This is a genomic window from Parahaliea mediterranea (assembly GCF_017255185.1).
GTDB lineage: Bacteria > Pseudomonadota > Gammaproteobacteria > Pseudomonadales > Halieaceae > JAFKCZ01.
The window spans coordinates 278,480-303,124 of sequence record NZ_JAFKCZ010000006.1; the positions used below are offsets into that span (position 1 = coordinate 278,480).

The window sequence follows — 24,645 nt, forward strand, 5'->3', positions numbered from 1 at the left end:
GTCGCAAGCGGAGGAATGACACCTTGAACCAGCAGCACTACGACATCGCCATCATTGGCGCCGGGTTCGCCGGCCTGTATATGTTGATCCGCGCGCGGCGCCTGGGCCTGTCCGCGCGGGTCATTGAAGCCGCCCCGGACGTCGGCGGTACCTGGTACTGGAACTGCTACCCCGGCTGCCGCTGCGATGTGGAGAGCGTCGAGTACTCCTACGAGTTCGACCAGCAGTTGCAGCAGGAGTGGGAGTGGCCGGAGCGCTTTTCCGCACAGCCCGATATCCTGGCTTACATCAATCACGTGGCGCAGCGCTATGAGCTGCGCCCGGACATCGCCTTCAACACCACGGTGAATGCGCTGCAATTCGACGAGGAAGCCGGGCGCTGGGCGGTGACCACCGACACGGGCGACAACTTCCAGGCCCGCTATGTGGTGGCGGCGACCGGCTCCCTGTCAGTGCCGCTGTTTCCCGCGATCGAGGGGCGCGAACGTTTCCGCGGCCTGTCGGTGCACACCGGGCAGTGGCCCCGGGCCGGTGTCGACCTGGCGGGCAAACGGGTGGCGGTGATCGGCACCGGCTCCAGCGGCATCCAGGCGATTCCCGAGATCGCCCGGGAAGCGGCGCAGCTGGATGTGTATGTGCGCACCCCCAGCTACACCGCGCCGGCGCGCAATCGCGACCTGACCCCGGAAGAATTGGCGGGCATCAAGCAGCGCTACGATACACTGCGCGCGGACGAGAAAAACCGTTTCGGCGGCTTTGGCGCCAACCACCCGGACGTGCAGGTCACCATGGCCGAGCACAGCGACGCCGAGCGCCGCGCCAGCCTCGAGCAGTGGTGGCAGATCGGCGGCCTGCAGTTCATCCTGGCCTACCCGGACTCACTGCTCGACCCCGACACCAACCGGGTCATGGCCGACTTCGTGCGGGAAAAAGTCGCCGCCTTGATCGACGACCCCGCCGACGCCGCGGTACTGATGCCCCGGGGCGTGCTGGGCTCCCGCCGCCTGTGCTCGGATACCGACTTCTATACCACCTTCAACCGCGACAATGTCCGGGTGATGGACGCGAAAAACCACCCCATCCAACGTATCACCGAAACCGGCATCGAAACCGACCTGGGCCCGGAAGCATACGATGTGATCGTGTACGCCACCGGTTTTGACGCCATGACCGGCGCCCTTGAAAAAATCGATATCCGCGGGCGCGAGGGCCTGTCCCTGCGCGAGCGCTGGCGCGACGGCCCGGCCAACTACCTCGGCCTGCAGGTGGCCGGTTTTCCCAACCTGTTCATGGTCAACGGCCCGGGCAGTGTTTCCGTGTTCAGCAACATGGTGCAGACCATCGAACACCACGTGGACTTTATTGCCAATTGCATCGGCGGCCTCGAGCAGTCCGGCGCCGCCACCATTGAGGCGACGGCCGCGGCCGAGGAGGCCTGGGGGGCGCTGATGGCGGAGGCCGCGGACGAAACCCTGCTCGCCACCGAGGACTCCTGGTACGTGGGCAGCAATGTGCCCGGCAAGCCGCGCATGATGATGGCCTTCGTGGGCAGCTACCCCGTTTACCGGGAGTACTGCCAGCAGGTTGTCGAGCGGGACTACGAGGGCTTCGCGATCAACTGATCCTCGGTTCCGGCGCGGTAGGCCGAGGGGCTCTGGTGAGTCCAGCGCTTGAAGGCCCGGGAAAACGCGGCGACCTCCGAGTAGTCCAGCAGCTCGGCCACCCGCCTGACCGACATCCCCGAGCCCAGGTACTCCTTGGCCAGCGCCAGGCGCACCGCGCCCAGGGTGGCGGAAAAGCTGGTGCCCTCCTTTTCCAGGTTCCGGCGCAGCGTTCGCGCGTCGCAATGCAAGCGGCGCGCCACTTCCTCGCAGGTTGGAAAGGTGCCCACCCGCGACAGCAGGATCTCGCTGACCCGGGCCGCCAACGAGCTTTGCGCGCGCACCCGCGCGAGGACCCTGCGGCACTGCTGGCGGCAGTTCTCGAGGGTCTCGGGGTCCTGTCGCGGCAGGCCGATATCCAGGGTGGCCTCGTCAAAAACCAGGGCGTTGTGGGGGCAGCCAAAGCGCACCGGACAGCCGAAGTGGTGGCCATAGGCCGCGGAATCGGGCTTCCCCGCGTGCATCAATTGCACTTCCAGGATCAGTTTGCGGTCGAGCCCCACCGCTCGGAGAATGTCGACCGCGGCGGACAGATCCCTATCGCAGAACACCTGAAGGAGATCATCGGGAATCGGGTAGGCCGGCTCGAAGCGGAAACTGAATCGCCCCCCGGCCCCCGCGCCCGCCAGGTGAAAGTGGGTAAACGTCAGCAGGCGGAACTCGTAGGCCAGCTCCAGCAGCTCCCTGACGCTGGCGGCGGATTGCATGGCGTAACCCAGGATGCCGTAGGTCTCCGGGGTAAACGCCCCGCCCAGCAGCAGGCCGAGCTGGGGATTGCCGCTGGCGCGTAGGATGTTGCGGTAAAACGCGTATTCCTGATCCAGGGTGATTTGCGGATCGCCAGCCGATGGCGCGGGCACGGCAATGCCCGTTCCCTCCAGGCAACGTCCGGCCCCGATACCGAGGGACTCCATTACTCCCAGCACCGGCCTGAGACCGCGGCCGTGGCGGGCGATATGCGCGTTATCGATGATCGTCATGCGCCGTCGTCGCCTTCACCCTCCGCCAGAAATGCCGACCACACACCCCGCGCCCACTGCTGGTACTCGCGCATGCGGGCGATCAGGTCGGCGCGGGCCCGCCCCGCCATCATCTGGTCCGGCAGCAGCGGATCGTAAAGTATCGCACGAATCGCCTCGTGCCCCAGCAGCAGGCTGTCGCGGGCCGCCCGCTCCAGGGGGCCCCGCTCCAGCGCCCGCCGGCTTTGCGCCAGTGCGGACAACAGCTCGAGATAACGCCTTTCCAGGCCATCGGTGTCCCACAGGTGCCGCGCGCGCTCCCGGTGTACCTCGTCCAGTTCGGTGACGCCATAGGTCAGAGCTTCCGGCGCCAGCCCGAGGCTGTCCAGCTCGCCGCGCAGGGCCGGCACGCCACCGCGCAGGTTATCCGGACGCAGGTGCAGGCCTGGCGCCAGTTCGCGAAAACCCCGCAGCGCCAGGGCCCGCAGGTGGCGCCGCCACCGGGTACGCTGCGTACGCGGCGCACCGGCGTCACTCACGCCCACCCAGTACCCGTTCCAGGTCACCGCGCGCTCCTCGCGGCGCAGCCAGGCCTCCACGTCCTGCAGCAGCGTGCTGCCCCGTGTTTGCAGGGCGTAGACGCCGCGGGCGGGGCTCTCGACACGCCCCTGCCGCGCCAGGCGGGTGAGCGCCACACGCACCGCCTGGGGACGGATGTCGAACAGCGAGGCGGCACGCACCAACTTCTGTACCGGTAGCCGATGACTGGCATGGCCCTCCAGCAGGTCGAGCACCAGCTCGGTGGCCGACAGGGTATCAATATTACTCTTATTGGACATAATCTAAATTCTATGTAACATTTTGGGCAGCCGCAATCGAATCCCTCTTGCCATGACCAGACAGGAGCCGACCATGCCCGCCACCGCCGTCACTAGCGAAACCGAAGGCCCGGTGCTGACCATCACCCTCAACCGCCCCGACAAGCGCAATGCCGTCGACGGCCCCACCGCCACTGCCCTGCGACAGGCCTTTGAGCGCTTCGAGGCGGACCCGGCGCTGAAAGTGGCGGTGCTGACCGGTGGCGGCGGCAACTTCTGCGCCGGGGCCGACCTCGCGGCGATGGCCGATCCGGCCTTGCGCAACGAGGTCGAGCCGAACGGAACCGGTCCCGGCCCCATGGGCCCCACCCGCATGGCCCTGTCCAAACCGGTGATCGCGGCGGTGTCGGGCTACGCGGTGGCCGGCGGCCTGGAACTAGCGCTGATGTGCGACCTGCGGGTGGCCGGCGAGTCCGCGGTGTTCGGGGTGTTCTGCCGTCGCTGGGGCGTCCCGCTGATCGACGGCGGTACTGTACGCCTGTCGCGTATCGTGGGCCAGGGCCACGCCATGGACATGATCCTCACCGGCCGCCCGGTGACGGCCGCGGAGGCCCTGCGCATGGGCCTGGCCAACCGCGTGGTGGCCGACGACGCGGTACTGGAGACCGCACAGGCCCTGGCGGCGGAGATCGCCGCCTTCCCGCAGGGCTGCCTGCGCGCCGACCGGGCCTCGGCCCACCGACAGTGGGATATGCCGCTGGCACAGGCGCTGGCCAACGAGGGCGCCGGGGGCTACCCCGTCGTTTTCGAGGAGGCGATCGCCGGAGCCGGGCGCTTCGCCGCCGGCGCCGGGCGCCACGGCACCTTCGACACGTAGGTGCGCCGGCACCTTCGATAACTACAAACAGGTGCATCGGCACTTTCGATAAGTACTAACTAATAGGTGCATCAGCACCTGGCACAGCGGGAGTTGGACAATGTCGGCGACTTGCCTGGACCTGATCAATCGCGGCGGGCGCGCCATGCCCGACGCCACCGCCATCACCTTTGGCGAGCAGTCCCTGAGCTTCGCGGCGGTCACCGCGCTCAGCAACCAGCTGGCCCGGGTGATGATCGCCGAGGGCCTGGGCCGGGGCGACCGGGTGGCGCTACTGGTGAACAACGGCCTGTACAGCGTGCCGCTGGACTTCGCCTGTGTGAAGGCGGGACTCAACCGCGTGCCCCTGAACCCCCGCCTGTCGGTGACCGAGCACGGGCGCATGCTCGCGGAAACCGACTGCAGCCAGCTCATCTACAGCGACGAACTGGCCGGACACGCATCGGCACTCGCCGCCGCCCACCCCGGGCTGGCGATATCCCCGCTGGGAAACAACGGCGACACCGCGGGCCTGCTGCGCCAGGCGCGCGCGGCCAGCACGGACGACCCGGACCTCGCCGTCGAACCCGACGACGTGGTGTTGACCCTGTTCACCTCCGGCACCACCGGCACCTTGAAGGCGGCCCAGCATACCCAGGCCTCCTACGCCGCGATCTGTCGCAACGTGATGCTCAACGTGATCGATGTGCGCCCGGGGGATGCGATGCTGCACGCGGCCTCGCTGATCCACGCCAGCGGGGTGTTCGTATTGCCCTATTGGCTGCGCGGGGCGCGCACGGTGATCATGAGCGGCTTCGACCCCGACGCCTACCTGCGCCTGCTCGCGGCCGAACGCATCACCGCGATCAACCTGGTGCCCACGATGTTGCAGATGCTGCTGGACCACCCCGCCTTCGAGAACACCGATGTCGACCACCTGCGCCAGGTGATCTACGGCGCCTCGCCCATGCCGCGCCCAGTGATCGAGCGCGCCATGGCCGCCTGGGGCCGGGAGCGCTTCTGGCAGTACTACGGCCAGACCGAGTGCCCCCTGGCTATCTGCGTACTGCGCCCCGAGGAGCACGCCGGCGACGCCCTCGGCTCCTGCGGCCGCCCCGCCCTGGACGTGGAGCTGCGCCTGGTGGACGGGGACGGCAACGACGTGCCGCCCGGCGAGCCCGGCGAGATCGCGGTGCGCGCCGACCAGCGCATGCTGGGCTACTACAACGCGCCAGCCCTCAACGCAGCCATGTTCCTGGACGATGGCTGGTTGCGCACCCGCGACGTGGCCGTATTCGACGAACAGGGTCTACTGCACATCCGCGACCGCACCTCCGACATGATCATCACCGGGGGCTACAACGTCTATCCGAGGGAGGTGGAAGACGTGTTGATGAGCCACCCCGCCGTGGCCGAGTGCGCGGTGGTGGGGGTCGAGGATGCCAGGTGGGTGGAGGCGGTCACGGCGGCGGTCACCCTGCGCCCTGGCCAGACGGCGAGCCCCGGCGACTTGATAGCGCACGTGGCGGCGCGCGTGGCGTCCTACAAGAAGCCGCGGCAGGTGGTGTTCGTGGACGCCGTGCCCAAGACGACGGTGGGCAAAATCAACCGCAAGGCACTGCGGGATGCGCTAAACGGCGGGAGGGACAGCTGACAACGGTCGGTGTCGCGCCGCCAGCCCCCCCCTTCGCGCCCCACCTCTGCCCAGTCCCTCTCTACCCGCCCGCCAGGCCGCTACGGCCCTGTTCACTACCCGTGGAACCAACCGCCAGCCCGGCGGTCCATGTCTAACTGGATATTTTTTGCGTAAACTGAAGGCTGTTGCACATACCGCGGGCAATACCAGCCAGCCGCTCACCCTCAACAACAAGATCGCCATGAAGAAATTGCTACTATCGGCCACCGCACTGGCCGTACTGGCCGCCCTGGCGTGGCCAAAACTGATGCCGGACCAGGGGAAAAACACCGCCGCGGAACGCCCCGCGGCACCGGCGCCCGCGGTGCGCACACAGCGCCTGGAGCCGCGGCCCTTTGAAAGCCGCCTGGTCTTTAACGGAACCCTGCGCGCGGAGCAGTCGATCACCCTGCACAGCGAGCTCACCGGCAAAGTCGAGGCCATCGATTTTCGCGATGGCCAGGACGTTGCGGCGGGCGACCTGCTGGTGACCATCGACGATGACGAGCTGCAAGCCGCGCTGAGTTCCGTCCACGAACAGCTGGGTTTTGCCACCACCAACGCGGAGCGGCTGCAGAACCTGTTCAGCACCGGCTCGGTCACCGCCAACGAACGGGACGACGCGGTCAGCCAGCGGGACGTACTGCGCGCGGAATTGCGGCGCCTGCAGGCACGCCTGGACAAGGCACGGATCAAGGCGCCGTTCTCGGGCACCCTGGGCCTGCGCCAGGTCAGCCTGGGGCAGCTGATCGAGCCCAACACCGCCATCACCACCCTGCACACCCTGGATCACCTGCAAGTGGACTTCAGCGTGCCGGAACGCTACCGGGCGCTGGTCAGCGCCGGCACCCACCTGGCGTTTTCGGTGGCGGGCCAGGCACGGGATTTCGAGGCCGTGGTCCGCGCCGTGGACCCGCAGGTGGACGTCGCCACCCGCACCCTGACCGTGCGCGCCGACGTCGACAACAGTGCGCGCTCGCTGCTCCCCGGCAACTACGCGCGGGTGGAGCTGGTAAACCGCCAGGAAGACGCATTGGTCGTGCCCAGCGTTGCCGTATTGCAAAGCCTGGACGCGATCTCGGTGTTCACCGTGGAGGATGGCATCGCGGTGCGCCGCCAGGTCGAGACCGGCGAGCGCAACCAGAGCTCGGTGGAAATCCTGCGCGGGCTCGAACCCGGCATGGAGGTGATCACCTCGGGCATCCAGAGCATTCGCGAGGGCCAGCCGGTTCAGGTGCTCGGCCGTGAGAGCGTCGGCTGATGCGGCTTCACGAACTGAGCATCCAGCGGCCGGTGCTCGCCATTGTCATGTCGATCGTGATCATCGTGTTCGGGGTGATCGGCCTCAGTGAACTGCCGGTGCGCGAATTCCCCCTCGCCCAGCGGCCGATCGTCGCGGTGCAGACCAGCTACCCCGGGGCCAACCCGGCGGTGGTGGAGAGCCAGATTACCGAGCGCCTCGAAGAAGAACTGAACACGGTCTCCGGCATCCGCACCATGACCTCGATCAGCCGCGAGGGACGCAGCACAGTCACCGTCGAGTTCGACCTGGGCGACGACCTGGACCGCGCCGCCAACGATATTCGCGACCGCGTGGGCTCCGCGGTGCGACGGCTACCCAACGACGCCGACGCCCCCACGGTCTACAAGGCGGACGCCGATGGCGACCCGATCATTTTCCTGGGCGTGCGCAGCAGCCAGCGCGACCTGCTGGAGCTGAGCGCCCTGGCGGACAACCTGTTCAAGACCCGCTTCGAAACCATCGCCGGGGTCGGCCAGGTGGATCTGTGGGGCTACAAGGAATACGCCATGCGCCTGTGGCTGGACACCGACGCCATGGCCGCCCACGGCATCACCGCCGTCGACGTGCGCGAGTCCTTCGCCGCCGCCAACGTGGAGTTGCCCACCGGTCGCATCGAGGGTGACAGCATCGACGTCAATATTCGCACCCTGGGCCGCCTGGGTGACGAGCCCCTGCAGTTCATGGACCGCGTCATAAAGCGCGACGGCGACCGGGTGGTACGCTTTCGCGATGTCGGCCGCGCGGAGCTGGGCCCGCTCAACGAGCGCACGGTGCTGCGCCGCGACCGCGTCACCATGATCGGCGTGGTGCTGCGCCCCCAGAGTGGCGCCAACGAGATCGCCATCGCCGACGAGTTCTATCGGCGGCTGGAGTTGATCAAACGCGATCTGCCGGCGGACATCGATGTCGCCATCGGGTTCGACACGACCCGCTTCATCCGCGCGAGTATTTCCGAAGTACTGCAGACCCTGGTACTGGCTCTCGCGCTGGTCTGCCTCACCATTTTTGCCTTCCTTCGCGAATGGCGCACCACACTGATTCCCATCATCACCATTCCCATCGCCCTGGTGGGCACCTTCTTCGTCCTGTACCTGGCGGGCTTTTCCATCAATGTGCTGACCCTGCTCGGCCTGGTGCTGGGTATCGGCCTGGTGGTGGACGACGCCATCGTGGTGGTGGAAAACATCTACAAACGCGTGGAAAAAGGGGTCAGACCCCGCACAGCGGCGGCCGACGGGGTACGCGAGATTTTCTTCGCGGTGATCGCCACCAGCCTGGCCCTGACCGCGGTGTTCGCGCCACTGATCTTCCTCGGCGGCCTGACCGGCATGCTGTTCAGGGAGTTTGGCGTGACCCTGGCCGCGGCCGTCCTCATCTCGACCTTCGTGGCCCTGACCCTGACCCCGATGCTGTGCTCGCGCCTGCTCAAGAATCGCGCCCGCCATCCCGCCCTGTACCGCGCCACCGAGCCCTTTTTCAACCAACTGGCCGAGCGCTATCGGGGCAGCTTGCGCGGCTTTCTCGGGCGTCGCTACCTGGCGCCCCTGGTTCTGCTGGCCTGCCTGGGCATCATGGTCGGAATTTTCCGCATGCTCCCGGAAGAGCTGGCGCCCCTGGAAGACCGCGGCATGCTGATCGTGTCCACCAAGGGCCCCGAAGGCGCCGGTTTCGACTTCATGAACGACGCCATGCTCAAGCTCGACCGGGTGATGCGCGAGGCCGCGGGCGACGACGTCGAGGCCCTGATCACCGTGACCTCGCCCGGTTTCGGCGCCTCCACCACCACCAACACCGGCTTCTCCCGCGTCATCCTCAAACCCGCGGCCGAGCGCGAAGCCAGCCAGGCCGAGCTTGCCGGGCGCCTGAGCTCCGCGATGGCGGCCTTCCCCGAGCTACAGGCCTATGTGCGCCAACTGGACACCATCAATGTAGGCTCGCGCGGCCTGCCGGTGCAGTTTGTGGTGCAGCACACAGACATCGACCGTGTGCGCGAGGCGATCCCGGTGTTCCTGGAGCGGGCGCGCGCACACCCCGCCTTCAGCTTCGTCGACGTGAACCTCGCGTTCAACCAGCCGGAGCTGGTCATGGATATCGACCGCAACCGCGCGGAGGCGCTGGGCGTATCGGTGCGCGACATCGCCGACATCGTGCAGGCCTCCCTGAGCGGCCAGCGCTACGGCTATTTCCTGCGCGACGGGGAACAGTACGAGATTATCGGACAGCTCGAGCGCGACGCCCGCAATGATCCCACCGACCTGTCACGCCTCAGTGTGCGCGCCTCGAACGGCCAGCTGATCCCGCTGAACAACCTGGTCAGCCTGCGCGAGCAGAGCACCGCGCCCGTGCTCTACCGCTTCAATCGCTTCACCGCCGCCACCTTCTCCGCCAACCTGGCGGAGGGCTACGCCCTGGGTGATGGCATCCAGGCCATGCGCGATGTCGCCGCCGAGGTATTGGACGACAGCTATACCAGCGAACTGGCCGGGCAGTCACGGGAATTCGCCGAGACCGGCAGCAGCCTGATTTTCGTGTTCGTGCTCGCCCTGCTGCTCATCTACCTGGTGCTGGCGGCCCAGTTCGAGAGCTTCCGCGACCCGTTGGCCATCATGCTGACCGTGCCCATGGCGATTACCGGCGGCTTGCTGGCCCTGTGGTATTTCGGCCAGACCCTCAACATTTTCTCCCAGATCGGCTTGATCATGCTCATCGGCCTGGTCACCAAGAACGGCATCCTGATTGTCGAGTTCGCCAACCAGCGGCGCGATGCCGGACTGAGTATCGCCGAGGCGGTGGAGGAAGCCGCCGCGGCCCGCTTCCGCCCCATCCTGATGACCACCCTGTCCACGGTGCTCGGCACCCTGCCGATCGCCCTGGCCCTGGGGGCCGGCGCCCAGAGCCGGGTGCCCCTCGGCCTGGCGGTCATCGGCGGCATGCTGCTGGGCTCGCTGTTATCGCTGTACGTGGTGCCGGCGGCCTATCGCTGGCTGGCGGCGCGGCGGCAGGCCGAGGAGCGGGCTGCCGTCATGGGTACCGAGCCGCCCGCCCCCTCCGCGAACTGAGCCGCGTTCAACTGTCTGTCTGCGGAGAAACGCCGTGGACAGGCAGGGTTGAACCGGAGGCCGGGTCGTCACCTGTCCACCTGGGGTAAGCTGCGGGAAGAAAATATCAACTGCAAACCGGAGACCCCCTCAATTCCTACCAGAAACTCCGACTCCGGTGGAGGAATTAGACCAACATTTTCGGCGCCAAAGAACATGCCATCACCTGCCATATTCCATTAGCTTGGCCACGATATCCTCGCTTTCGTCCAATAAGATAACCAAGACCAGGGGTGCAGTGACCATGGATAGCCGGGCAAAGAACACGTCATCGTTTCACGGCTACAAGATACTTGGCCTGGCGGTTTACAGCCAAATCGTTGCAATTGGCTGCTCTGTCTATATCTATGGGCTTTTCATCGAGCCCGTCAGTGAAACCTTCAACACATCCAGAGGCGCCATTGGCTGGGGACCGACCATCTTATTCCTGACTTCTTCCAGCCTGGCGCCGATTATCGGTAGATATCTGGATCGCGGCAAAGTCAGGCAGATGATGCTTCTGGGAAGCATCTTCATTGCGTCTGGATTATGTCTGCTTTCAGTCGCAACGTCCCTGGTGCAAATGGCGCTGATTCTATCGCTCATGGTTGGCGTGGGCGTTGGGTGCCTCGGACCGCTGCCCTGTTCCGCAATGGTGGTTAACTGGTTCAGAAAACGCCGCGGTTTTGCCCTGGGCCTTTCGGCAACTGGAGCTTCCCTTGGCGGATTTTTACTCCCCCCGCTCACCGCAATGCTGATTACCGACCTGGGATGGCAACAATGCCTTCTTGCGCTCGGGATCGCCATCGCACTTACCCTGATTCCTGCCGTGTGGTTCCTGTCGATCAACAAACCCGAAGATATCGGTCAACACCCCGATGGAGATAAAGAGGCCGTAACAACGCTAGCGAATGCGGCACCCGCGGCGGACATAGGCATCGGCAAGATAATTTCTTCCGCAAATTTCTGGTTTATTGGGCTGACGATAAGTTTGATTAACGGCACAGGCGCTTTCTGCGTCACCTACATGGTCCCCTTTGCCAGGGAACTTGGTGTCACAACCGAGTTCGGCGCTGTTCTGGTATCCGTATTGGCGGGCTGCTCTTTGACCGGAAAGTTTGTTTTTGGCTACCTCTGCGACAGAATCAGCCCCCAGCGGGTACTGATTAATGTCATTCTCGGCTTCATGTTGGGATGGACACTATTGATCATGGTCAATAGTGTGTTTGACGAAGCCACAAAGACGGGCTTGGTTATCGCCACAATGGTCATGGGTCTGTCACTAGGCGGGCTGCTACCGGGGTGGAACACGCTCGTAGCCAAGGTCTACAGCCAGGACATCTTCGCAAGAGTGCTGAGTTCCATGTACTTACTGTCAACTCCTTTTATTCTGTTACCTGGACCACTAGGTGGATATGGCTTTGACTACTACCAAAGTTATCTACCAATTTTCAAAGCGGGCTGGTTTGTGTTTCCACTTATGTTGATCCTGGCGTGTTTTATCAAAGTGCCGCGCAACGAGGTGCCAGCAGCAGCGACCGCCTGACCGTGCCGACATCAACCGAAACCGCTGGTGTAACGCTCGAAGCCGTGCTTTATATCGGCAGTGCTTTAATTCCAAACTGCTCTCTACTGGCGGGATCTGACTCAACTCTGGCCTGTATCGGCATGACGTCTATCTAGAGCTAATCCGCGGAAGACCTATAGTAAGCCTGTACGTATTTTCATCCGAAAGTCCGTTCACCAAAACATGATCCTGGAGACTCTCAATGCACTCACTAATACCGATTAAGCAAAATAAAAGGTCTTTAGTGGCAGTAGCCCTTTTATTTCCCCTCAGCCCGACGTCCTCTGCAATAGCCGCGCAACTTGAAGAAGTGGTTGTGACTGCGCAAAAGCGCGAATCAAACTTGCAGGAAACGCCAATTGCGATTTCAGCCTTCAACGCCAGCGCACTCAAGGAAATCGGCGTTACGAACTTTACCGACATCTCTGATTCCACGCCAAACCTGACTGTGTCCCCTATACCGGGACAAAACGGCACGATCGTCAGTATACGGGGCATTGCCGGAGCGGACCCTTCCTCGGCCATTGACCCAAAGGTCGGAACATACGTGGACGGTGTTTACATAGCCCGGAACACCGGCAACATTTTTGATCTGGACATCGAACGCATTGAAGTGCTGCGCGGTCCACAGGGAACGCTGTGGGGAAAAAATACCACGGGCGGCTCGATAAACATCACCACAGCCAAACCTTCGGGAGAGCTAGGTTTCAGCCAGGATCTAACCGTGGGTGAATACGGGTACATGAATAGCCGTACGCGCCTGGACTCACCCAGCCTCGACCTCGGTTCGCTGGGGTCTCTAGCTGGACGTCTCACGCTGATGCGCAAGGAGTATGATGGCTGGCAGAAGAGCGCAAACCGGAATCAATACCCGCTACCAAAACGCTTGGGCGAGATAGAGAGCGACTACGCTCGCATCGCAGTACAATGGTCACTGGGCGATTTCAGTGCCGATTACTCCTACGAGAAGATGGATCGGGACGGAACAGCCCATCAATCACAGCTGATAGGAGCGGACCCTGCGTTTGGCGTGGATGAATATGTATTCCGTGACAGGCAAGACCGTTTCGACCTCAACTCCGCCGGCAGGGATGGCACGGATGGCGATGGCCAAAACCTGACCCTGAGCTGGGAAATCGGTAATATCACGGTAAAATCGATCACCGGCTCCAGGCATACAGGCGTCCAGTATCAGCCCGACCATGACGGAAACCCGCTGGTCTCCACCGGCTTCCTGGTATATGGCCTGGCATCGTCGTATACCGGGGGAATGTACGATTTCAAAGGCGAGCGAAACCACAAACAATTCTCGGAAGAGATACAGGTCATCGGGTCGGCCATGGATTCTCGCCTGGATTTTACAGCGGGGCTGTACTACTTCACGGAAGAGTCCGATGAAGATACCGATTCCGCGATTTTTCGCTCTTCCGGTATTTTCATCGACCTCTCCAAGGCCTACGACATAGAGAACACTTCTCGCGCAGCCTATGGTCAGTTGAGTTACACGCCGGGTTTCGACGATAGCCGATGGACCTTTACCGCCGGTGCGCGGTACTCCGAGGACGAGAAAGAAGCGACAAAGACAATCCATAACGGCGTCCCCATTGATCCTGCGCTCTACGGCAAGAAGGATTGGGACAATATCAGCCTTGCGGCCACGGTTGAGTATAGCCTGAGTGACGACATCAATACTTATATGCGGATTGCCCAGGGATACAACGCGGGGGTATTCAACACACGGTCCAGCCAGGAAGAGACATTTTCCAATCCGGCGGACGAAGAAACCCTGATCACTTACGAGCTTGGCCTGAAAGCGGAGCTCGCTGATCGGCGTCTACGGATCAATGCCGCAACGTTCGCATCCAAATACGATGACCTGCAACAGCAGGTGTTCATCAACGGTTCAGAAAGCCTCGCCACCAACGTCGGAGAGGCCGAGTTCCTGGGCATTGAGCTGGAAACGACGTATATCGTAACAGACGCCATTTCACTGGGTTTCAATCTGGCTCACCTCGATTACGACATGAGTGGCTATATTGTTGACGGCGTCGATGTCTCCGGCCGGTCTACCCTGGGTTTCAGCCCCAAAAAGACCGGCGGTGCATTCGTGCGATACGAGAGACCCGTCGGCGAACTGGGGTTGCTTGGAATAAAATTTGATGTTGCCTATAAGGGCGATACCGCCTTCACCGCGATTGACTACAAGGATGTAATGGCCTCCAGCTACTCCATCCTGAACGGGCGTATTTCACTCAGCGAAATACATATCGGCCCCAGTGAAATGAGTGTAGCGCTGTGGGGTAAAAACCTGGCCGACAAGGAGTATCGCGTGTTTGGTGTCAATTTTGGTGAATTCCAAACCGGCGTTTTCGGGGCTCCACGCTCCTTTGGTGTCGATTTCACCCTGAACCTGTAAACCTCACTGAGGCGATGGCATCGACAGCAGGCCTGTCGATGCCACCTTCAAGCACATTCGTATGTCGCCCCCCTAAAGACAAACTGCGACTTTATACTTTTTACCACTAACTGAATTAACCGGAAAAATGCTCACCCCACCCTCCCGGCACAGCGCTGGCGAGGCCGCGCCACGCCTGCAAGGCGCGTGAAAGGCATAAAGTTCAACGACCGCCTGTACGCCCCATACAGCAGCGTAACCCTCTACTCAAACGGGCGGTTATAAATGGGGAATTACAGCTTAAATTATTCCAGTTAAAGCGGCGCTAAAAATTCCCCGGGCAACCCACATGCTTCAACTAACATACCGTCCAATACTACCGGCGTACCGTTTACGATAGTAGCCTTCACTCCTTTTGGCTTCGAGGCCCAGCGCCGCTGATTTCCGGGAAAGTCGTTTACAGGCTGCTTCCAGTCGGGCCCGATTGTGGCGTGATCGAAGATCACGATATCCGCAGCGTTACCCGGAGCCAGAACACCCCGATCGCGAAAACCCATCAGTGACGCAGGAACCAGTGATAATTCGCGCACTGCCTCTTCCAGCGTCCATTTCTCCCATTCGCGCACCCAGTACTTAAAAAAGTACGACGTCATTTCAGCGCCGTCATCGCGGCCCAGGTGCGCGCCAGCGTCGGAAGTGCCTACAATCATCTGCGGGTGTCGACTCGCGAGGCAAGTGGCCTCACGCCATTCTTCGTTTTCCGTGCGCCAGGTAAATTCTGTGCGCAGGCCGTCGGCAATGGCGACGTTCGCCAGCGCATCCATAGGCGCAATTCCTTTTTCCACGGCAATTTCGGCAATGGTCTTGTTCAGAAAATCCCGACTTTCCTGAGCTTCAACACCGGTCACAACCAGCATATCGAAAGCTGGGGGTGGGAGCAGGTCCAGGTCCCTCTCCTCCACCGCATGACGAATCTTATTTCTAAAATCAGTGCTATTGAGCATAGCCAAACGCTCTACCACTGATTCCGCCTCCGTAAAAAGTCGATGGAACTCGGGAACCCCCTCATACAGGGACGTACCATCTGCCAGATTGAATTTTCGATTGTAGGGCCGCGCCATGAGCATAGAGTAAACCGGTGCGCCCAATTCCCGCGCGCGATCCAGATAGGCTTTGGAACTAGGCCAGGTAGCGGTGGGCGCATCTACCTTGCTGCGAGCACCGAGGCCCTGAATGATGATGGGTACGCCGCTAGCGAGCCCGAGATCCATCAGAAAATCGCCATCCTCCGGGGTAAGGCCACCGATCGCGCTTTTTGGCAGGTACGATATACTGCCGCGGTTGCTGCGGCCCACGGCCTGGACTAGCGCGCGTAGCTCGTCATAACTGGAGAAGCGGCTCGGCACTGGCCGGTTGTCCATATCCATATCCGTAGGGCAATGACTCGACGATAGACCTGCGGCGCCAACCTCCATCGCTTCGCTTACAAGCGCCTGCATCTGTTCGATTTCATCCAAAGTCGCTTCCCGCTCGCTGGCCGCTTTTCCCATAACATAACGGCGAAGATTGGAATGTGATACGTAGCAGGCAGCATTGATGCCCAACTTGCCCTTGCGAGAGGCAACATATTCCGGAAACGTCTCAAAATCCCAGGGAATGGCGGCGAGCGCTTTGGGGTTCATCTCCTCAACACGCGCAAATATGGACACCACGAAATCGCGATCTTCTGGCCGAGTGGGAGCCAAACCAAAACCGCAGTTTCCCGTTACCACGGTTGTAACCCCGTGATAGCAAGAAGATGTAGCGTAAGGCTCGAAAGTCATCTGCGGGTCGTAGTGGGTGTGGATATCGATAAACCCTGGTGCTACGACATGACCCTCGGCATTGATAACCTGCTTCGCCTTTGCGCCGTCAAAACGGCCCACGCCAGCAATTCGGCCATCTTTGACCGCCACATCAACACGACGCCGCGCAGTGCCGGTACCGTCTACGACCATTCCATTACTTATTAGCAGATCGAACATTTTTCCCTCACTTAAGTGTTATTAATATTGAAAGACAATGCCCCTGCAGAGACAGACGATCACCGAGGTTATTGCAGCAATAATGTGATATCGACACCAAACGCCCGAGGATCACCAAAGGTGCCGGTCTGGAATTCGCCGAAATCGACGCCGAAGATGCGGTGCTCCTCATTGGTAAGATTGCGGCCCCAGAGGGCGAGACTGAATTCGAAATTCCCGGCATGCATATCGGAAAGCTCCATACGCGCGTTGTAAAGCGTGTAGCTGTCAGCTTCTGAGGACTCGAAATTAAGTGGCGCGAATGCAACCCTGCCCTTGTGAACGGTATCCAGTCTGGCACTCAACGTGCCAAAGCCATGTATAGGCGCCGTGAATTCGACAAACGCACTGGCGGATTTGTCCGCACTGAAAGGGAGAGTTGCCTGGTCGGACACATCTGTATCGTTGTTGATGAATTCCTTTATGTCGTAATCGAGATGGGCGTAATTGGCCCCCACTGTAAAGTATTCGCCCAGTATGACCAGTGCCTCGAGTTCAATGCCCGACAGCTCTGCATCACCAACATTGACCGCGGTACTATCACCGCCGACAAAGAGCAGTTGCTGCATATCACGATAGTCTGACAAAAAGGCGGCAAAGTTCAGCCTTAAACGGCGGTCCACCAATTCGGATTTGAGGCCCAGCTCATAGGAGGTTAGGGTTTCTTCCGCGGCGGGCGTGGAAAAAGTCGATGTCTGGCTGGAACGAATATTGAAGATACCTGCGTTGTAACCCTCGGCGATACGCACGTAGGTATTGACGGATTCACCGAGGCGATACTCGGCGACACCGGCCATACTGATGTTGTCCCAGTCCCTTTCACCGTGCAGTGCAGTTGCCAGGCCATTGTGGACCGTTTTATTCGCCTGTTTTACATCTTCCGAGTAGCGACCGCCCAGAGTCAGACGCAGGCGGCTATCCAGTACATCGGGCGTATAACTCAACTGGCCATAAACCGCCCGGGATTCGTTCTCCACTGTGTATACCTTGGAAAGGTCGGTGAACGCGTCGAAAGAAGCGAGGTACAGGATTGCCGTGGAATTCTCTCCACCTTTCTCTGTGAAGTAGTACAGCCCCCCGGTATATTCGACCCGGCCGGCGAGCGCGCTACCGACAACCTGGAATTCTTGCGAGAACTGTTCATGATCCCGGGTTCCGAGAAAATCATATATGCCACCAGTGTGTGGCGCGAGGCTTGAGAGAAGGACTGAAGTGAACTGCGCAGGAGTCCCATCAAGGTCTGGCTGAAAAAAGGTATCGCTCTCGCGTTTTCCGGTGATCGACTTGACGACCAGGTCTTCATCGATCTCCCAAGTCGCAGTCAGTGTGTGGCTTTTTCCCGACAAGCGATCGGCGCCAGCCGAGTCCAACTGAAATTTTTCCAGACGGCGGCTCGGCTCGGTGAATTCGGCCACGCCCAGCCCTGGAATCGCATGCAACATCTGATCTTGCCTTGCGGTACCACGGCGGTTGTAATCCTCGTAGCTGTAGTCCAGCGAGATGCTGTTGGAGAGTTCCCCGCGCAAGGCCAAACGCACGTACTCGCTGTCGATCTCACCGAGATCTTCCGGTCCGGCAACGAGCGAATTCACGCGATCAGCCCAGCCATCATAGCGCTTGGCAAGGTAGGTGAGACGACCGCTGAGTTGCCCGGCACCGCCCATGTCCATGGTGGGAGAGTCAAGCCGCGTGCGCGCATAACGGTAGCCAAATTTACCGATACCAATATCTTGCTCTAGCCCAAGCTGTCCGCCGGGTTTGGCTGTTGTGACGTTGATAGAGCCGCCGGTGGTGTTTTTGCCCCACAGCGTACCTTGGGGCCCCCTTAATACCTCGATGCGCTCCAGGTCCAACTCGAAGAGATTCCCCGTGCTGCGTGCGACGTAGACTCCGTCGATGTATAGACCCACCTTAGGATCGATGGCGGAGGACGGATCACCGGTGCCAATCCCGCGGATGCTGATGACCGTACCGTTTTGTCCCGGCATTGGAGCGATCACTACATTGGGTGTGTAGTCGCTGATGCTGGAAAATTCGGTAGTACCGATGGAGTCGAGTGCCGACTCGTTGTACGCGGATATCGCGATCGGAGTGTCCTGAAGACTGGATTCGCGTTTCTGGGCGGTAACAACCACCTCTTCCAAAACTGCCGCAGAAACTGTGCTCAACAGCAGCGTCTGCAGCCCAACAGTCATTAGCAGTTTGCGGAACATTGCAACTAATGGGAACTGCATGGTTCTCTCCTCGATGCCAGATTCCGTGATAAACCGAGTTGATGTTACTGAGTGCTGTCTAACTGGCTTAAGAGGCAAAGTGATTCGTTTGTTGCCAGAGGTGTGTCGATGCAGGTCAAGGCATGACATTCCGCCGTCTACTTTGACGACGGGCTGGCTTCGCGTAGCGCGCCCTTGAAGCCCCGCAAAGACTGGGCGAACGCTTCAGGCTGCTCCATCGCAGCAAAGTGGCCACCTTTTTCATGCTCGGACCAGAATATCAAATTGTAAGCTTCTTCCGCCCAGGCTCGCGGGGGCTTCATCACCTCGCGAGGAAAGCGTGCGCAACCGGTCGGCACGCTGACGTACGGCACATGCGGCGCTGGATTTTGGGTGTTGCAATCACGGTAAATACGCAGGCAAGACGCCACGCTCTCGCTGAACCACAGAAGGCTGATATTGGTCAGCAGCCGATCCCAGCTAACGGCGTTGCGAATTTCACCCTCACAATCGGTCCAGTCGTGAAACTTTTCGGTCAGCCAGGCGCAAAAGCCGACTGGGGAGTCGTGCAACCCATAACCCAGGGTTTGTGGCTTGGTGCTCTGGATTGCGTGATACCCCATTTTATCGGTGACAAATCCCTCGAGTTCGTCCCAGCCTGCGCGCTCAGGGGGGCTGAGCTTGTCGATATTTTGCAACTGTAGTTCCGTGGGAAACAGTATTTGCATGCTGAGATGAATACCCAGCAGGTGCGCCGGCGCCTCACCGGCGAGCTGTGTGGAGACCATGGCGCCGAAGTCGCCGCCCTGGACGATAAAACGCTCGTAGCCGAGTGCTCGCATTAGCTTTAGCCAGATCTTGGCGATATCGCGAACGTTGGTTCCAGCTTTACGCGGAGCGCTGGAATAGGCGAACCCCGGTAAAGATGGACAGACGACATGGAAAGCATCGGCTGAGCAGCCGCAGTATTTCTCCGGTTCTGTAAGTGGCTCAATAACGTCGAGAAACTCGACGATACTGCTTGGCCAACCGTGGGTCATAAGCAGGGGTGTGGCATCCTGGTGTGACGACCGCTGGTGAATGAAATGAATCCGAAAGTCGTCAATGGTCGCTCGGTATTGAGAAAAGCGATTGATCAGTGCCTCTTGTTGGCGCCAATTGAAGTGATGTCGCCAGTAATGCACTAACTCTCGAAGATACTCGCGCTCCGTTCCATATTGCCAACCCACGCCATCGAGTTGGTCGGGCCAACGGGTTTGGTCGATCCTGCGGCGCAGATCGTCGATACTGCCGTTAGCGACATCGATTCGAAAGGGGGTGATCTCCACAGAAAATTCTCCTGACGTCCAATGTATGCAACGAGCGATTATAGGTGAAGGGATGCCAGCTCAATGTGTCATTAGTGGACAATGTTATGTCAGCAGGCGCGTCTTTCTGGATGACGGCTTTACGTTGAGTTGACATAAGCCTAGTTTTGCCGGGGAGCAACGACCGAACATTTCCCGTGAAAGAGGCTTCTTTATGATCGAATTGTTACAGTGGCGAATCGGTGATACCCGTATAACGTGTATACCGGAAAGCTGTCAGTCCTACCCGCTAAAGAACATTATTCCTGACGCAAATGCGGACCGATTGGAGGTTCACCGCTCCTGGTTGGCGCCACATTTCCTCGAAGGACAAGATGGCCTTTTGATATCGGTACATGGCCTATTGGTTGAATCGCGGGGCAAGCGAATTCTGGTGGATACCTGCATTGGCCCGCATATGCCCGGTCACGAGAACAGCATCGTCTTCCTGAAAAATCTTGAGGCGGCCGGCTTTTCTCCCGGTGATATCGATGTTGTCATGTGCACTCATCTTCATTTCGACCATGTGGGTTGGAATACTACCCTAATCGATGGTCAGTGGGTGCCGACCTTCCCCAATGCTCGATATCTCTATGCCCGAAGGGAATGGGATCATTGGAACAACGCCCGGGACAAGGGTTTCGCCATGACCTTCGCAGAGTGTGTTTCACCCGTGATGGAAGCAGGGCTGGTGGATCTTATCGACATGGATCACGCTATCACCGAGGAGGTTCGCCTACTGCCGACACCGGGACACACACCAGGCCACGTTTCGGTATTGATTGATTCCAGGGGGGAACAAGCGATCATCACCGGTGATATGGTTTTTCATCCGGTGCAGTGGGCAGAAGTGAATTGGTTGACGGGCGGCGACGGAGACCGCGACCAAGCGGTCGAGACCCGGTGCCGGATACGTGATCGTTATGCAGACACCGGGGTATTGATCATCGGTACTCATTTCGCCTCGCCAACTGCCGGATATATCAGTAAAAATGGCGACGAAGGCTACTGGTTCAAGGTCTAAACTCAACAGGTTCTAACAGACTCTGCGCAAGCTCAACGCCGGGCTTAGTGGCGCCTAGTCGTTTCGCGTCAAGGCGCCGCCAGATCGCCACATATAGCAGGAATTCTCCGCTCCCGCCAAGGGCCTGTCACCTGGGTCGTCCATACCGTTTCGTATCCTGACAATCCACTGTTCTGCCAGTGCGCCGGCCACTTGAATATAACCAGGCGCGAGTTGCAGCAAGGCCTCGAGAAGCAACAGCCTATCGCTGTGATCGCGACATACTTCCCTGGCACGGCCAGCCAGGCCTGGCAGAATGGGGGTATCGAGAAGTTCACTTGCCCAGTCGTTGCGCGTTCTCCAGGCTGCCAGCATAGTATCGGCGTCTCGCCGGCGTACCGCGGCAAGCACCTCCCGCATTTTCAGGTTCTGCGTATCCACACTGGTGTAGAAACGAAGTCCGTTTTCCAATGCCAGTCGTTCAATATCGCCCCCCGCTTTTCCCTCCGGCTTCAGATATACGTCATTAATCTGAACGGCCAGTTCAATTTTCTGGTGAGCTGGTTGAAAACCGTCGAGTGTCATGTTGCTATGAAATGCAAACTCATTGGGTGATCGCTCCGCTGCATATCCCAGCTCGAATTCGAGCGCCCGAGGTATCACCGAGGCGACGTAATGAAACAAGGTCAGTAAATGAGAACAACCCCGCGGTCCGCCAAAGGTCTGTGACAACTTCCTGTTAAAATCCGCGTCTATCCGTACGCCCAGAAGGGCATCAAGATTACCCAGCGGATCGCGACAGGATTCTCCGGCGCTATGTTTTGTGGGTTCAAAGGCAACAACGTCCTGGCTTGACTGAACGGACTCGATGACATGACTGCCAGCACTGACATCGATCTCCAATCTCATATGGTGAATGATACCCGGTGGCTGCAGACTGAAACTCATTGGTGCCAAGCCGCTTTTTCGCAAATCAATGATTTCCCCGCGAAGACGCCAGCGTTCTTGTGGCGTCCAAATCAGCGAAACCGTTATTGAGCGGGTGTGTAATGGGTGACCGGAAATTGGTAGATACATAGTGCGCTGCGCTCCTCCAAGCGCCATTCCGACAGAATTTATTCACCAAAACGCGAGCGTTACCGCGCCATTATCCGAGCCTAATTCACTCACGCTGTACAAGCAGCCATACGACGAGTCGGCGGAAGCGGTCAGTAGCCGTTCAGGCGGCCAAAACGATCACGATGGTAGCTGCTATCGCCAAGAATCTGTATTGCAACCCTCGCTCTCTTGAGGAATAGCCCGATATCAAGTTCGTCGGTCACACCAATTCCCCCGTGCATTTGCACAGCTTCATTCGTAGCAAGCAGGGCGATATCATTCAGGCGTGCTTTTGCCAGACTGGCGAGAACCGAAATCGAACCTGGCGCACCATCCAGGGCCGCGAGGCCAGTGTCCACAACCGCTTTACACAGCTCTATTTCTGCAAACAAGTGCGCCGCGCGATGGCGCAATGCCTGGAAGCTTCCAATTTTCACGCCGAATTGCTCACGATCTCGCAAGTACTCAACAGTACGTTCGAAACATTCGCATATACCGCCCAACATTTCAGCGGCAAGAAGTATTCGTGCCGCATCCAGGGTCGGCTCGAGATACCGCCACGCATCATTCATTGAACCAACAAGGTCATCTTCACCAACGATTACATTATCGAAGTCCACACTTGAGTAGTCACGCGCATCAAGTAGATGCAGTTGCTTGCGTTCGACCCCTTTGCGGTCTATATCGACCAGAAAAACACTCAACCCTTTTGCGTCCCCCGGTTTACCCGAGGTGCGTGCAACCACCAGGAAATAATTCGCGCACTGGCCATCAACAACGAATGTCTTGGTACCATTCAGCACAAAATTACCGCCATCGGGCTGGGCGGTGAAAAGGGTTGCCAGCGGATCGTGATGCGGCCCTTCTTCGATTGCCAGTGCCAGGCAGGTGTCCCCGCACACCACACTGGGAAGAATGTCTCGTTTTTGCGTGTCTGATCCTGCACGAAGAAGATATTGCGCACCAAGGCAAACGGAGGCAAATAGGGGCGAAGCGAGCAGGGTACGGCCGGACTCTTTCATAATTGCCCCCAGACCCACATAACCGAAATCCAGGCCGCCGTACTCTTCCGGCAGTATGATACCTGACCACCCAAGGTCGCAGATCTGTTTCCAGTGCTGACGGGAGTAACACGGTGAAACGCTGTTGTCGCGCAGGTGCCTGAAGGCTGAGACCGGGCAGTTCGCCTGCAGAAACTGCCTTGCGCTGTCCTGCAGCATGATATGTTCGTCACTTGGTACTAAATGCTTCATTCACGGGGTCCTATTCTGGCAGATCAAGAACGCGCTTGGCGATCACATTGAGCTGGACTTCCGAGCTACCCCCTGCGATGGTAAGCGCTTTTGAGAAAGCCCATGTCCTCGGCTCCATGAGTTCATCGCTGTCAAATCCCGGGCCGCTCCAGCCCAGCCCCTGTGTACCCATCAGCGCCAGCTTCAACTCACCTCGCCGTTTATCGAGTTCCGTCGCGTAATACTTGAAGAAGGAGGTGGAATTTGGGTCTAGCCGGCCCTGCCCCGATTCTTCAAAGGCTTTCTGGTTTGACAAAGCCAGGGCCATGGCGTCCATTTCATACCTGACCAACTGTTCACGAAGGCCACTATTGGTCAGAACGCCGTTTTCCAGTGATAGGTAGCGTCTGGCGACTTCCCCCGGAGAGAACTTTGGACCAACAGCAATCTCCGATAGCTGCGACATTAGCGTTCTTTCGTGCTGCAGCAGGCGTTTGGCAACCGTCCATCCGCGGTTAAGATCACCTAACAGGTTATGCTTTTCAGCCCGGGCATTCTCAAAAAAGACCTGGCAGAAATCAGATTCGCCAGAAATCAGTTCGATTGGTCTCACTTCAATGCCGTTTTGTCGCATATCGATCAGCAAAAAGCTGATTCCCGCCTGCTTGGCCGCCTTTGGATCCGTGCGTACAAGGCAGAAAATCCAGTCGGCCCTATCGGCGTTTGATGTCCATAGTTTGGTACCGTTGACAACAAAATGATCGCCTTTGTCTTCCGCCCTGCACTGAATATTGGCTAAATCAGAGCCCGCCCCTGGTTCGCTGTAGCCCTGACACCAGCGTACCTCTCCGCGCGCAATCCTTGGCAGGTGTTCGCGCTTTTGCTGCTCGCTTCCGTACTCGAACAGCGCCGGGCCCAGCATGGCTATACCCTGCCCGGTAGCGAGCGGTGGCCTGCAACCGAGCCGTTTCATTTCAGTTTTGAGCACTTTTGCCTGACCGGGGGAGAGGCCGCCGCCGCCGTATTCCCTGGGCCAGTCCGGGACAGTCCAGCCCTTTTCCCGCATTCTCTCAAACCAGGTCCTGGCATCCTGGCTCGAGAAACATCCCTTGGAGCCACCCTGGTAGAGTTCCTCGGGGCCCGCTGGCTCGCGCTGCGAACGCGGGCAGTTATCTTCCAGCCAGGCAACTACTTCACGCCTGAACGCGTCTAATGGTTCCATATATATTCCTTTTGGGGCTAGCACTACGCCGGAACCCGGTCAACTATATAGCTCGCTTGTCTAAGGATTGCGCCAACTGGTGGCGTGGATAACGGTAGAGTCCGGTCAATTAGCCTTTTACGACGGGTGGCAACGCCATATCCCGTCGTTGGCTGGG

The 24,645-nt window shown here is 59.7% G+C and carries 16 protein-coding genes; 8 read left to right on the forward strand and 8 right to left on the reverse strand.

The window, feature by feature from the left end; all coding sequences use genetic code 11:
- Positions 1 to 23 precede the first annotated feature (23 nt).
- On the forward strand, positions 24 to 1,622 hold the full coding sequence (locus JYP50_RS09820) for a flavin-containing monooxygenase (protein WP_206560328.1): 1,599 nt from the start codon (positions 24 to 26) through the stop codon (positions 1,620 to 1,622).
- Here the strand turns inward: JYP50_RS09820 and JYP50_RS09825 are convergent.
- Together JYP50_RS09825 and JYP50_RS09830 are read right to left on the reverse strand one after the other, a co-directional pair.
- Positions 1,598 to 2,641: an AraC family transcriptional regulator gene (locus JYP50_RS09825; protein ID WP_206560329.1), complete on the reverse strand. Its 1,044-nt coding sequence runs from the start codon at positions 2,639 to 2,641 to the stop codon at positions 1,598 to 1,600. The two genes, JYP50_RS09820 and JYP50_RS09825, sit on opposite strands and share 25 nt — an antisense overlap.
- On the reverse strand, positions 2,638 to 3,459 hold the full coding sequence (locus JYP50_RS09830; RefSeq protein WP_206560330.1) for a PaaX family transcriptional regulator C-terminal domain-containing protein: 822 nt from the start codon (positions 3,457 to 3,459) through the stop codon (positions 2,638 to 2,640). Before JYP50_RS09830 ends, JYP50_RS09825 begins: the two co-directional genes overlap by 4 nt.
- Positions 3,460 to 3,532: 73 nt before the next feature.
- Here JYP50_RS09830 and JYP50_RS09835 point away from each other — a divergent pair, with 73 nt between their 5' ends.
- From JYP50_RS09835 to JYP50_RS09860, 6 genes are all read left to right on the forward strand, one after another.
- A complete protein-coding gene (locus JYP50_RS09835; RefSeq protein ID WP_206560331.1) occupies positions 3,533 to 4,315 on the forward strand; it encodes a crotonase/enoyl-CoA hydratase family protein in 783 nt (260 codons plus the stop codon).
- A 100-nt stretch (positions 4,316 to 4,415) separates the two neighbouring features.
- Positions 4,416 to 5,948 (forward strand): class I adenylate-forming enzyme family protein, encoded by a 1,533-nt coding sequence (locus tag JYP50_RS09840; RefSeq protein WP_206560332.1) that lies wholly within the window; start codon positions 4,416 to 4,418, stop codon positions 5,946 to 5,948.
- A gap of 148 nt (positions 5,949 to 6,096) precedes the next feature.
- Positions 6,097 to 7,230 (forward strand): efflux RND transporter periplasmic adaptor subunit, encoded by a 1,134-nt coding sequence (locus JYP50_RS09845; RefSeq protein ID WP_206560333.1) that lies wholly within the window; start codon positions 6,097 to 6,099, stop codon positions 7,228 to 7,230.
- Positions 7,230 to 10,331, forward strand: coding sequence for an efflux RND transporter permease subunit (locus tag JYP50_RS09850; protein ID WP_206560334.1), 3,102 nt, complete (start codon positions 7,230 to 7,232; stop codon positions 10,329 to 10,331). The genes JYP50_RS09845 and JYP50_RS09850 overlap by 1 nt, the downstream gene beginning before the upstream one ends.
- 283 nt (positions 10,332 to 10,614) lie before the next feature.
- Positions 10,615 to 11,895, forward strand: a complete 1,281-nt coding sequence (locus JYP50_RS09855; RefSeq protein WP_206560335.1) for an MFS transporter — start codon at positions 10,615 to 10,617, stop codon at positions 11,893 to 11,895.
- A gap of 223 nt (positions 11,896 to 12,118) precedes the next feature.
- Complete coding sequence (locus JYP50_RS09860; protein WP_206560336.1) at positions 12,119 to 14,332, forward strand: TonB-dependent receptor; 2,214 nt, start codon at positions 12,119 to 12,121, stop codon at positions 14,330 to 14,332.
- Between the two features lie 293 nt (positions 14,333 to 14,625).
- Here JYP50_RS09860 and JYP50_RS09865 read toward each other — a convergent pair whose 3' ends face one another.
- The 3 genes from JYP50_RS09865 to JYP50_RS09875 form a co-directional block, all read right to left on the reverse strand.
- On the reverse strand, positions 14,626 to 16,335 hold the full coding sequence (locus JYP50_RS09865; RefSeq protein WP_206560337.1) for an N-acyl-D-amino-acid deacylase family protein: 1,710 nt from the start codon (positions 16,333 to 16,335) through the stop codon (positions 14,626 to 14,628).
- Positions 16,336 to 16,403: 68 nt separating this feature from the next.
- Positions 16,404 to 18,608, reverse strand: coding sequence for a TonB-dependent receptor (locus tag JYP50_RS09870; RefSeq protein ID WP_206560338.1), 2,205 nt, complete (start codon positions 18,606 to 18,608; stop codon positions 16,404 to 16,406).
- A 137-nt stretch (positions 18,609 to 18,745) separates the two neighbouring features.
- The gene (locus JYP50_RS09875; protein ID WP_206560339.1) at positions 18,746 to 19,915 is read right to left on the reverse strand and encodes an alpha/beta fold hydrolase; all 1,170 of its coding nucleotides are present in this window, start codon (positions 19,913 to 19,915) and stop codon (positions 18,746 to 18,748) included.
- Positions 19,916 to 20,108: 193 nt separating this feature from the next.
- Between JYP50_RS09875 and JYP50_RS09880 the strand changes: the two genes are divergently transcribed.
- Positions 20,109 to 20,957, forward strand: coding sequence for an MBL fold metallo-hydrolase (locus tag JYP50_RS09880; RefSeq protein WP_206560340.1), 849 nt, complete (start codon positions 20,109 to 20,111; stop codon positions 20,955 to 20,957).
- Positions 20,958 to 21,011: 54 nt separating this feature from the next.
- Here the strand turns inward: JYP50_RS09880 and JYP50_RS09885 are convergent, their stop codons facing one another.
- The 3 genes from JYP50_RS09885 to JYP50_RS09895 form a co-directional block, all read right to left on the reverse strand.
- Positions 21,012 to 22,013 carry a DUF2889 domain-containing protein gene (locus JYP50_RS09885; RefSeq protein ID WP_206560341.1) on the reverse strand — a complete coding sequence of 334 codons (1,002 nt, stop codon included), beginning with the start codon at positions 22,011 to 22,013 and terminating at the stop codon, positions 21,012 to 21,014.
- A 131-nt stretch (positions 22,014 to 22,144) separates the two neighbouring features.
- Positions 22,145 to 23,287 carry an acyl-CoA dehydrogenase family protein gene (locus JYP50_RS09890; protein WP_206560342.1) on the reverse strand — a complete coding sequence of 381 codons (1,143 nt, stop codon included), beginning with the start codon at positions 23,285 to 23,287 and terminating at the stop codon, positions 22,145 to 22,147.
- A gap of 10 nt (positions 23,288 to 23,297) precedes the next feature.
- Positions 23,298 to 24,488, reverse strand: coding sequence for an acyl-CoA dehydrogenase family protein (locus JYP50_RS09895; RefSeq protein ID WP_206560343.1), 1,191 nt, complete (start codon positions 24,486 to 24,488; stop codon positions 23,298 to 23,300).
- Positions 24,489 to 24,645 lie beyond the last annotated feature (157 nt).

Excerpts from the sequence above, each read along its gene's own strand:
- JYP50_RS09860 (WP_206560336.1), top strand. The coding sequence starts at position 12,119 with ATGCACTCACTAATACCGATTAAGCAAAATAAAAGGTCTTTAGTGGCA.
- JYP50_RS09870 (WP_206560338.1), bottom strand. The coding sequence starts at position 18,608 with ATGCAGTTCCCATTAGTTGCAATGTTCCGCAAACTGCTAATGACTGTT.
- JYP50_RS09825 (WP_206560329.1), bottom strand. The coding sequence starts at position 2,641 with ATGACGATCATCGATAACGCGCATATCGCCCGCCACGGCCGCGGTCTC.
- JYP50_RS09865 (WP_206560337.1), bottom strand. The coding sequence starts at position 16,335 with ATGTTCGATCTGCTAATAAGTAATGGAATGGTCGTAGACGGTACCGGC.
- JYP50_RS09885 (WP_206560341.1), bottom strand. The coding sequence starts at position 22,013 with ATGTATCTACCAATTTCCGGTCACCCATTACACACCCGCTCAATAACG.
- JYP50_RS09830 (WP_206560330.1), bottom strand. The coding sequence starts at position 3,459 with ATGTCCAATAAGAGTAATATTGATACCCTGTCGGCCACCGAGCTGGTG.
- JYP50_RS09890 (WP_206560342.1), bottom strand. The coding sequence starts at position 23,287 with ATGAAGCATTTAGTACCAAGTGACGAACATATCATGCTGCAGGACAGC.
- JYP50_RS09840 (WP_206560332.1), top strand. The coding sequence starts at position 4,416 with ATGTCGGCGACTTGCCTGGACCTGATCAATCGCGGCGGGCGCGCCATG.
- JYP50_RS09895 (WP_206560343.1), bottom strand. The coding sequence starts at position 24,488 with ATGGAACCATTAGACGCGTTCAGGCGTGAAGTAGTTGCCTGGCTGGAA.
- JYP50_RS09855 (WP_206560335.1), top strand. The coding sequence starts at position 10,615 with ATGGATAGCCGGGCAAAGAACACGTCATCGTTTCACGGCTACAAGATA.
- JYP50_RS09880 (WP_206560340.1), top strand. The coding sequence starts at position 20,109 with ATGATCGAATTGTTACAGTGGCGAATCGGTGATACCCGTATAACGTGT.
- JYP50_RS09850 (WP_206560334.1), top strand. The coding sequence starts at position 7,230 with ATGCGGCTTCACGAACTGAGCATCCAGCGGCCGGTGCTCGCCATTGTC.
- JYP50_RS09835 (WP_206560331.1), top strand. The coding sequence starts at position 3,533 with ATGCCCGCCACCGCCGTCACTAGCGAAACCGAAGGCCCGGTGCTGACC.